Source organism: Cellvibrio sp. OA-2007 (genome assembly GCF_000953825.1).
GTDB lineage: Bacteria > Pseudomonadota > Gammaproteobacteria > Pseudomonadales > Cellvibrionaceae > Cellvibrio.
Map to the genome: position 1 here is coordinate 29,220 of NZ_BBUL01000079.1, position 12,202 is coordinate 41,421.

Consider the following 12,202-nt stretch of genomic DNA (forward strand, 5'->3'; position numbering starts at 1 on the left):
CCTCATTTGTGGAGCCTGTAATTACTTAGATGCGCGATTAAAACGCAAGATTGGTATAGGGAATGAATTCTCTTTTTCGCCCATCGAAATGCGTGAATGCCTTGTTTTAGCACGACATAACGATAAAATTCGCGACTCCGATATAGATTTTGAAACAGCACAGACGATATATGCCACTTATGTATATGCCCGTCGATGAAAAATTTACAATTCATTGCACCAAAGAAATCACTACAGCATATTGAAAAAATATGCTCATTTGGCGATTTTCCTGTTGTAGGAAATCACGCACGCGGACTATTTATTAATGATGACAGCCAGTTAAGTTATTGACTTAGAAAACAATTCAACATCCTGCATGGCTATATATACAGATAGCCGCGATGGTATTTGCCGATTACATAGTCAGGATTAACTTGTTTTGCTAATTGCCTGATTACTAAAGTAATTTTAAGCTTATTCCAAAGTGTAATAGCGTGTAACTTGCATAGTGGTACCGCCTTTGTCCATACTTGCGTAGTGACATCTAAGAAACTCTTTAATCGGAACTATTTGTTGACACTGTACCCTAATGACGTGAGAATGCCGCGCCTTTTGCCAAGGGTGACAACGCCCGATGGAATGGTTTTTGCATAAGGACGTTCGATAATTAACTTTATTATAATAACAAAGCCTTAAATACAGGAGTGATGGCAGATGAGTGTATTTGCTATAGCGATATCAATAGTATTTTTTTCACTGTTAGCCGCAGAGTTTTATACCCTATGGCGCAAGAACAGAATGCATGCAACAGAACAGCAATTCAAAGAAGCTGGGATCGTTCCTTATGGTTCTGGTATCTGTCATGGTATGGTTTTATCCCCAGACAAATCGGGCGTTCTTAAAGACCAGAAAAATACGCCCGCTTGGTATAACCGCCTCGATTGATTTAACAATAATATGTCTTTAGAAATCCTGCTCAGGCAGGATTTTTTTTGGAAAAACTATGGATAACTGGGAATACATGGGTTGGGTGCCCTGTTTGAATGGGCACCTGGACTTTGGGTTAATGAAAGTTGGCATCTCTGGGCCGTTTAGCGTTGGCAAATCGCAAGACCGCGAATACATCTCGGTCAATCAGTCCACTAAAAAGGAGCGAGACTCTCACGAACGTAAGATCTTTTTGCAGTCCAAAGTAGACTGGAGGGATTCAGAAACATTTAACCCTGAAGACGGGCTTTTCAGAGTACTGGTAACCGCAGAAGTTACCCCATCGCACTCGATGGACATGAGAGCACTCTCTGGACACATTTCCATCTACCCTATAGCCGCTGAGCCGTCATCCTATGCCGAACGCATGGACATGAATATTCATCGTCTTAGCCACGAGCTCAGGGATATTGCGACGGAGCGCGATAGAATCAACTTAAGACTGGGCCAAAATGAAAATAACCGTTTTGACGTTCTTACAAATGACATAAACGATTGCTTTTCTAAGCTAGAAAAAATTGTTTCTAGTGAAACAGCTATCGAAAAACTTGACGACTCTTATTTCTTCTCATCATTCGAGTTCCGAATCGAAGCAAACGGAATAGTTTGGATTAAATCTGTTAAAGATAATATTCGAAAAGACATCAGATATATCATTGCAAGACAAGCATATTACTTTTTGAAGTATTCGCTTCACATTCATAAACACCATCAAACCAAACAAGACGCCTTGACCACCATCGTTGCGCTTAGCGACGACAACAATGATGGAAGATCAGAAGCTGGCTTAAGGCTCGTATGTCAGTTAAAGCGAGAATTAACCTCACTAAACAGAATCAAAAGCAATAGAGCGCATCGCTACAAGGACCAATTCTTTCTGAATGATACATGCGGGATAATTGCCTATGGAAAAGCCCTCATTAGATCTCTTCGGAATGGTCAAATATTTTCGGAAGAAATCGCAGACAGAGAGCTGGAAAGATTTGATGACTTAAAATCTTCCTCTGACGCGCTCAATTTCAAAATGGACAAAATGCATGGGATCACGGAACTCGTATCCGCCAAATCAAAGGTACTAGTTGGTTTGTGCATGGGGTTGTTTTATTTCATATTGGGTAGGCAATTTGTAATCAATAACTCCGCTATTGATATAACCGGAGCAGTCAATAACATTCCAAAATTACTTACTGCCAGCAGCGTTTTCTGCATCGCATTCTTGATGAGTTATTTCATCTTCAAAAAAATTTATTCCAGTAAGCATGGTCTAGAAGACCCCGATCGAGCCGAGGCCATATTTAACACTCATAAGAACAAGTTTTATATACGAATCGGGTGCTTATGTTTCGCATGGGCAGCCATGATGTATATCAACTATCTATTCGGCGACACATTACTTAGCACCCTTTCAAAAGGATTTTCATGGATTGGTGATGCTTTCAGCGGCTAATTGAATGTGTGATGTCATTAAATGCAGAGCAGGTAACCCGATGGATGAATCCTGATGAGGGTGTCAAAAGTCTCCTGCAGGACTTGAACGGGCAATCAGCAAAGCTTCATTGGCGGTCAGTTGATCCGCGTGTAAATAATGCTCGCAACAAGGAAGTGATTGTCTTCATTTGATCTGACACCGGCATTTTCGGCATGCTGATATGCCTTCCTTTTACATGGGGACTGTCTATCTCTTCTCGCATAATTTTTACACTAGCAGGTGCGACGAAACCAAGTCTTGCTTGGCTTTCATTGCAATCATTGAGATGCACTTCGATTATGCCATCGCTGGTATGTATGTGAACGACTTGGTTAGGGCGGCGACTGAGAACAAGCATAGTAAACTCCTTTTAAGTTAGGCTGTCTTTTATTAAAGCAAGGCTGATACTAAAGATTATGCCTTCTAAAATCCGTGCGCTGGTTTGTGTTGTAGCGAAATGAACTCGTTAGACGGCACATGAGAGTTAAATTCAGTATTAACCACCTGGAGTAGTTCAGCCAGAGTGCATCTCAGTAGATACGAGCCCCCGATAAGATTCTCTGGAACTCCACTGTTGGTGACTGTTGATATTTTTTGTAGTCACCTTGGGCGCTTTGATCATCATTAGGGGGTTAGGTAATATCAAGTAATTGACATATCAATCCTTCCATACCATCTTTAATCCCAAACCAAAGCCCCCAATGGAATCATAAAAGCAATGAATGCGATCCGCTCTCTTCACGCCTCCATAATAGTTTTATTCCTGTCCATGCCGTTTTCAGCGCAAGCGACTGACATCTACGGAAAAGTAGTCGGTATCAGCGATGGTGACACGATTACAATTCTCACCAAGGACATGCAAAACATAAGGATTCGCTTGGTTGAAATTGATGCGCCAGAAAAAAATCAGCCTTGGGGTCAAAAATCAAAGCAAGCACTTTCAGACCTTATTTTCTCACTAAACGTCACAGTTGATTCGTCAGGTCAAGACAGATACGGAAGAACTCTGGGAACAGTTTTTCTGAGCGAAATAAATGTTAATAAGCACATGGTAGAAAATGGCAATGCTTGGGCCTATAACCGAGCCTGAACCCAGGCGGCAACTGAAAATGACAACGTTGCCTCTATTTTTACACTTCCCAACAAAAACGGCCCACTACACTTGAGGTGCAGGGGGCCGTCAGGTAAGGGGAATTATCGACTATAGAACTTTATTACCGCAGCTAAAAAAACTTCTCCAAAGAAATTTGAATAAAATTCTGCTCTGAAAATAAATAAACAGGATCGGTAGCATCATCGCTGTTAAAAAACCATGCATCAATACTGAGCCTGAAACTATCACCCAACCGATGGCTGGCCTCTACTTTACCCATGCTGCTGCGACGGTTGTCCAGATCAGTTGAAACCCCCATTAAAATTTCCGAGCTTTGTGGATTGTTAAAGCTATAGCGCATACCAGCGAACAAGTCATTTTGATTGGGGCTCGTGGCCTGATCGCCGCGGCTGTCGTGATTCCATTCCAGCAACAAACCCAAGTCTGCACCTTGCTCACTTACGCCGTAAACGGTGTATTCAAAACCTGCACTGAGTGCCGAATAATTTTCCGCGCTCCAGTCCCGCTCTATCGCCTCCAATTTCAACAGCCAGGCACCTAGGGTAGCTTGCAAAGTTATGCCCCATTGGGTCATTTGTAAGTAGGTTTGCGACCAATAGGCAATTTGCTCTTGCTGATCAACCCTCGCGATGGCTAACAGCGGGTCACGTGCGGTGCCAGAGAAATAGCTAATCCCGACATCAATGGGGCCAATAAAGTGACTGTAGCGAATGGCAGAATCAACATGTTTGTCTTCCTGACTCGATTCATATTCCGCATCTAGCCAGTGAGCCTTGAAGGCTTGCTCACCGGTAGCCGTGTTGAGCATTAGCTGATAGTTAAAGCCGCCATCCTGACCGGGAAATTTTCGCTCGCGAAAATAGGGCAACACAAATGCATCAATTACGCCCCAATCATTTACAGATGTTAACTGGAGCATGGGCTGACCCAGTTTGTCTTCACCATCAAAACCTTCGAGATAATCAGTTTGGTTGAGGACATCAACCAAGTGCTGGCTTTCCGTCACCCCCCAAAATACTTTGTTGATACCCGCACGAAATTCCCAGCGCTGATTAGCGTATTGAAAAAAAAATTCACGCAAATCTGCATGGGTGCGCTCGTCATCGCGGTTATCCAACCGGGCAAAGGGTTTGAGTTTCCAGGCGATACTGCTATCGCCTGATTCCCAATACCACTCTGTTTCTAACGCCAGCGAGGATTGAACAAAATCCAATTCAGTAAACGCGCGAGCTTCTAATCCGACCGAACCACGCAAATCGATTGCCGCGTGGGAGCAAGGTAAAACAGCAACCAATAAGCTGCCTGCAAGGCAGCTTTTCCAACGTAAAAAAAACATCCATTCTTCCTTGGCTAGCGTGCGCGCATTAATGTGTTTTGATTGAAATCCGCATCAGTTAACCCCAAGCCGAACTCAAAACCGGACCAGTGTAGCTCGGTGGATTTTCCTGTCTGGTGGTTAGCCATATAAAATTTGTCAGCGCGCCAGTATTTGTCGAGATACTGCCGATGGCCATGCTGCTCAAGGGTTTTTAGCAATTGCCCTTTGCGATCGAAGTATTCAATACGCAATACGCGATAGTGTTTTTTATCTATCCATACATCGCGATGGCTATATCCCGAGTGCTCGTACTGAGGAAAGTTGCGCACGACATAACAATCTTGATTGTCGATAGTTTCATCGCGCAAAAACTCATAGCTGTATTTTTCAATTTCGCTTGAACTTAAATCTTCAAACGCAAATTCGCTGCCCATAAACGGTCCGGACTTATTGGTCGATGCAATACGTTTTACCCGTTTTAAGGCGGGCAGGAATAGCCATTGCTCGTCGGATTGCAACGCATGGGAAAAGGATAGAAAAGCGGTGCCCTGAACATCTTTGGGCGAATCAAAAATACTCAGGCTTTTATCGCCCGCTTCTTTGCCTTCCAAATATTGCATGCGCACTTCACGGGTAGTTTTCTGCCCGTTGGGACTAATTAATACCATATGCAATGCCACCCGTGCAGATTCCCACCCTCTGTCCACCCGGTCAGCTTCGGTGGCTATACGCAGACCTTTTTCTTGTGGTGTTTCAGCGCTTGCTATCTGAGCAGCGCTGTTAAGCCACATCAAGCTCAGCAGTGGAATTAGTATTTTCGATACGCGATTTAACATGATTTTTATCTCCATCAAGATATGACAACAGGGCGGGCAGCGCGAGAAAATCCAGAACCAATGCAATTGCAATTGTCATGGATGCCATCAGCCCCAAATCAGCATTTAATTTAAATTGGGAAAACAACAATACAGAGAATCCGCAGATAAGAATCACCGTTGTGCTTATGAGCGCGGGGCCAACCTGATTGAATGAAAAACCAATCGCCTGTTCCGCGGTGAAATGATGCTCGCGGCGAGCACGTAAATATTTGCTTAGGAAATGAATCGTATCATCGACCAAAATGCCCAAAGTCATGCCGGCAGTGATGGCAAGAGTAATACCGATATGACCGTCAATAATTGCCCATAAGCCAAAAGCAATTAACATAGGAGCAACATTGGGAATAAGACTGACCAAACCGATTTTAACCGAGCGCGTAATCACAATCAGAATCATCGAGATTACGAACAGGGATAAAAAAACACCAATGGTTTGACTGGCGGCGTTGCGCTGCCCTATGTGAGCAAAAATGAGCGTAGTGCTGGCGATAGTGGGAGAAAGCTCAGGATAATGGCTGGCAAACCATTGGTTGATTTTATTTTCAAGCACAATGATTTCTGCCGAGCTAATATTTTGCAGCGCCAAATTCACTCGCGTTGCACTTTTATCCAGATTGATCTGGTTAGTCAGATCCATGCCATAGGGCAGCGACATTTCGTACATCAATAGATATTGCGAGGCAAGTTCGCTGGATACCGGCAAACGATAGTAAGCCGGATCATCCCCGTGCATATTTTTATTGAGCCGCTTGAGTACATCGGTCAGCGTAAAAATATGGCTAACCTCTGGCTGCTGGTTCGCGAAGGCAACAAAATCTTCCAGCTTGCGCAAAAACTCGGGACTAACAATTCCATTTTCACTGCCAGAGTCTACAGAAACATCCAGACTGTAAGGGCCAAGCAATACGTCTGCGGCGTAGTCGGTCGCTTTGCGAAATTCAACTTCCGGGTCGAAATAATTTACAAACTGGTCGTTAATTTGATTATTGGGAATTAGCCAGACGCTGAATAAAGTTACACCCGCTGCAGATAATAAAATCGCTTTCCGGAACTTGATGACAAAACGGGTCAGCGCATTAAAAAAGCCTGAGGTAACCGCCGTTTGACTCGCTACCTTTATCTTGAAAGGTAAGCAAACCGCAAGCGCAGGCAAAAATACCAAACTGATAAACCATGCTCCCGCAACGCCGACAGCGACCGTATTGCCCAAATGTGCAAGCGGTGGCGCGTCGCTAAAATTCATGGTGAGAAAACCGATGATAGTGGTCGCAGAGGTCAGAGTTACGGGCGAAAAATTAATACGCAGACTCTCCACCATAGCATCGTGCTTACTCATACCTTGTCGCATTCCGCCGAGGAAACTCACCAACAAATGTATCGCATCGGCTACCGCAATCGTGAGCAGGACTGTCGGTGCTGTCGTCATAGGCGCGGTGAGTTTTACTCCGCTCCAACCAAAGGCGCCCATACCAATCAGGATGGACATGAACACGACCAACAGGGTAATTACCAAGGCGCTAAAACTGCGCAACATCGCCCAAATAAGCGCTATCACCACGGCAAACATTATCGGCAGCAAGCGCTTCATATCACCCTCGGACTCGCGATCAAAGGTGTCGTTAAGCATCAACACGCCGGTCAAATCAATGCGCAGGTTGTTATCGCGCGCTTCCAGTTCACTGGCTAGCTGTCGTGCATAGTCAGCCACTTCAGGAACCTCGGTTAGCGATTTGCCCGGCAGCTGGAAGGTGACATTAACGGCAGTTACCGAGGCGTCACTATTGATTAAACGCTTAATTAAAACAGGCTCATTAACTGCAATGTGTTCCAGATGTTGGAGTTCTGCGCTCGATAATTTATCGGGACCAGAAACCAGATTCGCGACCGTCAGATCATCGCCATCAGCGTAGGTGTGCTGAAAATTGGTGATGGATTCAACGCGATTGGAAAAGGGGATTTTCCAGGCCTGCTCTGTCAACCACTGCACCGAAGCAAGCGTCTTTGGAGTGAAGATCTGGCCATCTTCAGCAGTGACGACAAACATCACGTTATCGGTTTTTGCATAAGCATCCTGCATTGCATCAAAGGCTTGTCGCTGCGGATTTTCATCCGAGAAAAAAGCGCGGTAGTCATTGGTAAATTCCAGCTGACGCATGCCACTGGCGATAAGACCAACCAGCAGTATAGTGAGGATCATAAAAGGCCAGCGCCAGCGTAAAAGCCAGCGTGCATATTGGGTAACCATGGGTGCTCCTGGGCGAGATTGTGCTTTATTCAGAAATGATGACAAATCAAAAAATTATCAGCAGTGTTTGGATTCATCCGTTAATCAGCTTTAGTCGAGTTGGCGCCAACGCTGCCGCAACCCGACCAGAAAGCAGACGCCTATTGCAATGCAAATAGTGGAACTCACCAGCAGAAATAGCGGCCGCTGCTGCAACTCTTGCAGATAGGGATCGTCGCTCATTGACATAACCAAGGCTCCAACCGTACCCCGGCCCAAAAACACCAGGATAATCAACACCAGTGCGATACGACGCAGAGGCAAACGGTGAATAGCACCAGCGGCAGAGAGCGCCCATAAACCGCAGAAAAATAACGCGAGACTGATTGCCAGTGTCATCAATGCAGGAAGCCATAACCCCTGCTCAGCCATTTGCGCCATCTCTTCGCCCGCACCGAACCACCGGTACCAGTCGGGGCCACCGACAATGATTCCCAGATGAGCCAGTGCAGCTGCAAAGCAGGCCAGAGCCGCTACAAGCAAATAGGGGTTAGTGTTGTGGTTAGAGTCCATAACTGAGTTCCTTGGCATTTGACGTCCGCACCGATGAGGCCAGAGTAAGAGCAGGCTCTTTAGCTAAGGGCTTTAGCCAGTCGAGCGCATTGCGCAGAATCAGCGCACCATGGGTGGTAAGAATGGATTCCGGATGGAACTGCAGCCCCAACTGGCGCAACTCAGGAATCGCAAAAGCCATGATTTCGCCGTCGCAGTCTGCAAGTACTTCGGCACATACAGGCAGCTCATCCACTACCAGCGAGTGATAACGAGCAACATGCACTGGGCCGACCAGCCCGAGAAACAGCGGGTGGCATTGGGTTAGTTGTAAGCGCGAGGCCTTGCCATGGCGAATCTGGTTAGCTCTGCGCACTTGCCCACCTGCAGCCAGTGCCAGTGCCTGATGACCAAGGCAAATTCCTAATATTGGCCAACGCCCTGAGACGGCGTGTATGAGCTCCATCATGCAACCCGCATCACGCGGGTTGCCGGGGCCGGGGCTGAGCACAATCAAGTCAGGCTGTTCTCGCTCCAACCAATCGAGCACCGCGAACATAGGCTGGTTGTTGCGAATAACCGTGACCTGATGCTGCGCACTGCGCAAGGCATCGACCAGGTTGTAAGTAAACGAATCAATGTTATCCAATAGCAGAATATGCATACATTTCCCTCGCAGTGGACTGGTTGGATCGAGTAATCGCCTGCAGTACCGCCATGGCTTTCATCCGGGTTTCTTCCATTTCAGCGTGTGGATCTGAATCCAGTACTATCCCGGCACCTGCCTGAACGCGCGCGCGCCCCTGTTTAACAAAGGCGGAGCGGATGACGATACAAGTATCCAGATTGCCGTACTGATCAATCATGCCCAGCGCACCCCCATAGCAGCCGCGATAGTCGGTTTCGTGCTGACGCAACAGGCTCATGGCCCGCACTTTGGGCGCACCGACCAACGTGCCCATATTCAGGCAAGCCTGATAAGCGTGGAGTGCATCCAGCTCCGGGCGCAGATGTCCGCACACAGTGGATACCAAGTGCATAACCCGACTGTATTTTTCGACTTGCATCAGGCGCTGCACATGGCGTGCACCGGGCAGGCAGATGCGCGCCAGATCATTGCGCGCCAAATCGACCAGCATGCTATGTTCAGCCAGCTCTTTGGCATCCATCCGCAGCTCTGCCTCCAGGCGCTCGTCCAGATCGGCGTTGAGCAATCCGGTTTCAGTCAAACCTCTGGGTCTGGTTCCGGCAATTGGGTAGAGGGTAACCCGGCGGCTATGGGCGTCCACCTGCACAGAGGTTTCCGGTGATGCACCGAATAGCTGCCAGTCGGGGTGGTTCCAGTAAAAGTGATAGGGAGCGGGATTCTGCTGCAGCAATTGCTGGTAAGCGGACCAGGGGCGCGGGCAATCGATAAAGAAACTGCGCGACAGCACCATTTGAAATACATCGCCACTGTGAAGGTAGTGCTTCACACCTTTTACCCGCTCCATAAATTCCGCGTCTTCGCAGTCAGTAGAAATGCTGGAGTCGCCACCCAATCCCGGTTCGCGCTTGATTTCCGGTACAAATCGGGCAAGCCGCTGCTCCACCTTGAGCCGCTGGTTTTCAGCGAAGGCGAATCCGGTAAGTGTCGCTTCAGCACTTCTGCCATCCCATTCGAGAAGAATTTCGGGGCAAAGCATTTCTACGTCCGCCACTTGGCGCTCCCCCTTTGCTGCGGGCAGCTGCTCCATTTGGTCAGCGAGGTCGTAGCTAAACATGACGCCACAATGCCAGGGGCGACCACAGTCCACGCCGTACATCAGGGTGCGCACCACATCCATCACTCCCGCATGGATGAGGCGCTGCTCTTCATCCAATGGCGGCATACACTCAGGCCAACTGGCTATGAGCACTTGATCGCGCATGCGCCAATTGAGGCTGGCAGGTAACTGCTCGCACAACCAGCAACGCAGGCTTTCGCCATTTTCGGTAAAAGCCTGCAGGTGAATATCCCGCCCGAAGATTTGCACTTTCAATGCTGCGTGGAGAATGGCGCGGTGCTGAATGTCTGCGCTGCCATGGGCAGCGCGGCGCTGAAACAAAAAGCGATTGGGAGCGCTGGCGACATGGGAAAAACAACCCATTTTGTCGCCCGGTAATAACACCGGCATTTGCTCACTGTGAATGCTTAACCGTTTCATATTGCTGCCACTCCCTGCTGCGGGCGGCAGGCGACGGTCAACTTGCCACGCGCACAGCATTCGCCGTTAACAGTGGCACGCACTCTGAAGACATCGAAGGCGTCGCTCTGCTCTTCGCGCATGATTTGACACTCCATAACCATGCCTGGCGCTACCGGCTTGATAAAGCGCATATCAGTGCGCAGCAACAAGTAAACCTGAGCGACTGTTGCCGGGTTGTCTTGCGATTCCATCGCCATAAATGCCGCACAAGTTTGAGCCAGTGTTTCGGTAATAAGCACCCCGGGCATTACCGGATTGCCGGGAAAATGGCCTCTGACCCAAAAGGCATCGTCGCTCACCGCAGTAACAGTGGTAAGCCCTTCGCCAGCGCTGTAGGTTTTGATCGAGTCCACCAACAACATCGGGTCGCGGTGAGGAATCAAGCTACTGATTGCAGGAAAGTCCATCACACACGCTCCAACAACAGTGCGCTGTAGGCATACTGCTGATCCAGACTTAAGATCAGAATCGAGTTTACGCTTGACGGTGCCGAGCCCAGGTAATCACCCTTGAGCGTTGCAAGCAGACTGTTGTCTTGCAGCAGGTTGTCTGCCAGTAACATTCCGCAAGCGGCTGAAGCGGACTCGCCGCGACCAAACAGAGATTCACCGCAGAGGATCGACGCAGAAATACCGGCGCCCGCACACATAGAGGCCAAGCCATCTTGTTGCTTAGCAGCCAAGGGCTCGCCAGCCAGCATGACCAGATCGACCGATTGGCGCTGATATTTGGCAAGATAGTTTTGCAGCGCAGCTTGCAGCAGCGACGGCTTCCAGCTCGGCATGCGCCCCAATAGCGGCTCAACAAAACGCACCTTGCCACTGCGGTGAGGAACTACATCCAGCAGCAGCGCCAGTTCGCGCTCCTGCTGGCAAGCCTGGTGATAAACCGAACTCACTTCTACAACACCCAGCAACGCACGCTGAATAGTGCCAGCCTGTAAGGCCAACTGTGCGATATCCAGACTTTGTAACCAGCTGTGCTGACCCGCCGCAATAGTGCAATTGGGCCCCTGGATTTCGTAAAGCCGTGCGAGGTGACTTCCCACCACATTCGACAGGGTGTTGGGCGCCTTCAACGGGCTGACAAAATCCGGCCCGAGGTTGCGGGCGCAGATATCAAACTCGAAGTCATCTTCCAGATTGATGGTATCCGCTGCCACATATACACCAACTTGAGTTGCCGCACCCGGGTCAATTCGGTTATCCGGGCGCTCCATTAATTCTACCGCCGTGCTGCATAGCAACTTGGTGGCTGAACTCAGGTGGCGGCTTTTACCCAACAAGCCTTTGGCGTCGTAGTGGGTGAATTTTTGCGCAGATAAACCACCAGGCTGTCCTGATGTAGATGCACTATCGGAAAGATTAGCCAGTGCGTTGGCAAAGCTGGGCGCGGCTTCCGCAGTGGGTAGTTGGTAGGCGCTGGCCTGAATTGAAAAATACATAAGCTCC

At 48.3% G+C, this 12,202-nt stretch carries 12 protein-coding genes; 3 read left to right on the forward strand and 9 right to left on the reverse strand.

The window, feature by feature from the left end:
• Window positions 1-696 precede the first annotated feature (696 nt).
• Window positions 697-927 (forward strand): hypothetical protein, encoded by a 231-nt coding sequence (locus AWU77_RS05135; RefSeq protein WP_062059988.1) that lies wholly within the window; start codon window positions 697-699, stop codon window positions 925-927.
• Window positions 928-985: 58 nt separating this feature from the next.
• Window positions 986-2,416: a hypothetical protein gene (locus tag AWU77_RS05140; RefSeq protein WP_062059990.1), complete on the forward strand. Its 1,431-nt coding sequence runs from the start codon at window positions 986-988 to the stop codon at window positions 2,414-2,416.
• 106 nt (window positions 2,417-2,522) lie between these two features.
• Here AWU77_RS05140 and AWU77_RS05145 read toward each other — a convergent pair whose 3' ends face one another.
• Entirely contained in the window at window positions 2,523-2,795 is a 273-nt protein-coding gene (locus tag AWU77_RS05145; RefSeq protein ID WP_062059992.1) for a carbon storage regulator, read from the reverse strand.
• Between the two features lie 360 nt (window positions 2,796-3,155).
• Between AWU77_RS05145 and AWU77_RS05150 the strand changes: the two genes are divergently transcribed.
• A complete protein-coding gene (locus tag AWU77_RS05150) occupies window positions 3,156-3,527 on the forward strand; it encodes a thermonuclease family protein (RefSeq protein ID WP_238582310.1) in 372 nt (123 codons plus the stop codon).
• Window positions 3,528-3,660: 133 nt separating this feature from the next.
• On the opposite strand, the gene AWU77_RS05155 is transcribed toward AWU77_RS05150, so the two are convergent.
• The 8 genes from AWU77_RS05155 to AWU77_RS05190 all read right to left on the reverse strand — a co-directional run bounded on the left by AWU77_RS05155 (window position 3,661) and on the right by AWU77_RS05190 (window position 12,195).
• Window positions 3,661-4,887: a hypothetical protein gene (locus AWU77_RS05155; RefSeq protein ID WP_062059994.1), complete on the reverse strand. Its 1,227-nt coding sequence runs from the start codon at window positions 4,885-4,887 to the stop codon at window positions 3,661-3,663.
• A gap of 14 nt (window positions 4,888-4,901) precedes the next feature.
• Complete coding sequence (locus AWU77_RS05160; protein ID WP_062059997.1) at window positions 4,902-5,705, reverse strand: outer membrane lipoprotein-sorting protein; 804 nt, start codon at window positions 5,703-5,705, stop codon at window positions 4,902-4,904.
• Window positions 5,650-7,992: an RND family transporter gene (locus AWU77_RS05165; protein ID WP_062059999.1), complete on the reverse strand. Its 2,343-nt coding sequence runs from the start codon at window positions 7,990-7,992 to the stop codon at window positions 5,650-5,652. The genes AWU77_RS05160 and AWU77_RS05165 overlap by 56 nt, the downstream gene beginning before the upstream one ends.
• Window positions 7,993-8,082: 90 nt before the next feature.
• On the reverse strand, window positions 8,083-8,544 hold the full coding sequence (locus tag AWU77_RS05170; protein WP_062060001.1) for a hypothetical protein: 462 nt from the start codon (window positions 8,542-8,544) through the stop codon (window positions 8,083-8,085).
• Window positions 8,534-9,187, reverse strand: coding sequence for an aminodeoxychorismate/anthranilate synthase component II (locus tag AWU77_RS05175; RefSeq protein ID WP_084618091.1), 654 nt, complete (start codon window positions 9,185-9,187; stop codon window positions 8,534-8,536). The genes AWU77_RS05170 and AWU77_RS05175 overlap by 11 nt, the downstream gene beginning before the upstream one ends.
• The gene (locus tag AWU77_RS05180; protein ID WP_062060003.1) at window positions 9,165-10,709 is read right to left on the reverse strand and encodes an anthranilate synthase component 1; all 1,545 of its coding nucleotides are present in this window, start codon (window positions 10,707-10,709) and stop codon (window positions 9,165-9,167) included. Before AWU77_RS05180 ends, AWU77_RS05175 begins: the two co-directional genes overlap by 23 nt.
• Window positions 10,706-11,158 carry a 3-hydroxyacyl-ACP dehydratase FabZ family protein gene (locus tag AWU77_RS05185; RefSeq protein WP_062060005.1) on the reverse strand — a complete coding sequence of 151 codons (453 nt, stop codon included), beginning with the start codon at window positions 11,156-11,158 and terminating at the stop codon, window positions 10,706-10,708. The genes AWU77_RS05180 and AWU77_RS05185 overlap by 4 nt, the downstream gene beginning before the upstream one ends.
• Window positions 11,158-12,195, reverse strand: a complete 1,038-nt coding sequence (locus AWU77_RS05190) for a beta-ketoacyl synthase N-terminal-like domain-containing protein (RefSeq protein ID WP_062060007.1) — start codon at window positions 12,193-12,195, stop codon at window positions 11,158-11,160. The genes AWU77_RS05185 and AWU77_RS05190 overlap by 1 nt, the downstream gene beginning before the upstream one ends.
• Window positions 12,196-12,202: the final 7 nt, after the last annotated feature.

Excerpts from the sequence above, each read along its gene's own strand:
- AWU77_RS05165 (WP_062059999.1), bottom strand. The coding sequence starts at position 7,992 with ATGGTTACCCAATATGCACGCTGGCTTTTACGCTGGCGCTGGCCTTTT.
- AWU77_RS05155 (WP_062059994.1), bottom strand. The coding sequence starts at position 4,887 with ATGTTTTTTTTACGTTGGAAAAGCTGCCTTGCAGGCAGCTTATTGGTT.
- AWU77_RS05185 (WP_062060005.1), bottom strand. The coding sequence starts at position 11,158 with ATGGACTTTCCTGCAATCAGTAGCTTGATTCCTCACCGCGACCCGATG.
- AWU77_RS05175 (WP_084618091.1), bottom strand. The coding sequence starts at position 9,187 with ATGCATATTCTGCTATTGGATAACATTGATTCGTTTACTTACAACCTG.
- AWU77_RS05140 (WP_062059990.1), top strand. The coding sequence starts at position 986 with ATGGATAACTGGGAATACATGGGTTGGGTGCCCTGTTTGAATGGGCAC.
- AWU77_RS05190 (WP_062060007.1), bottom strand. The coding sequence starts at position 12,195 with ATGTATTTTTCAATTCAGGCCAGCGCCTACCAACTACCCACTGCGGAA.
- AWU77_RS05160 (WP_062059997.1), bottom strand. The coding sequence starts at position 5,705 with ATGTTAAATCGCGTATCGAAAATACTAATTCCACTGCTGAGCTTGATG.
- AWU77_RS05180 (WP_062060003.1), bottom strand. The coding sequence starts at position 10,709 with ATGAAACGGTTAAGCATTCACAGTGAGCAAATGCCGGTGTTATTACCG.
- AWU77_RS05135 (WP_062059988.1), top strand. The coding sequence starts at position 697 with ATGAGTGTATTTGCTATAGCGATATCAATAGTATTTTTTTCACTGTTA.
- AWU77_RS05145 (WP_062059992.1), bottom strand. The coding sequence starts at position 2,795 with ATGCTTGTTCTCAGTCGCCGCCCTAACCAAGTCGTTCACATACATACC.
- AWU77_RS05150 (WP_238582310.1), top strand. The coding sequence starts at position 3,156 with ATGAATGCGATCCGCTCTCTTCACGCCTCCATAATAGTTTTATTCCTG.
- AWU77_RS05170 (WP_062060001.1), bottom strand. The coding sequence starts at position 8,544 with ATGGACTCTAACCACAACACTAACCCCTATTTGCTTGTAGCGGCTCTG.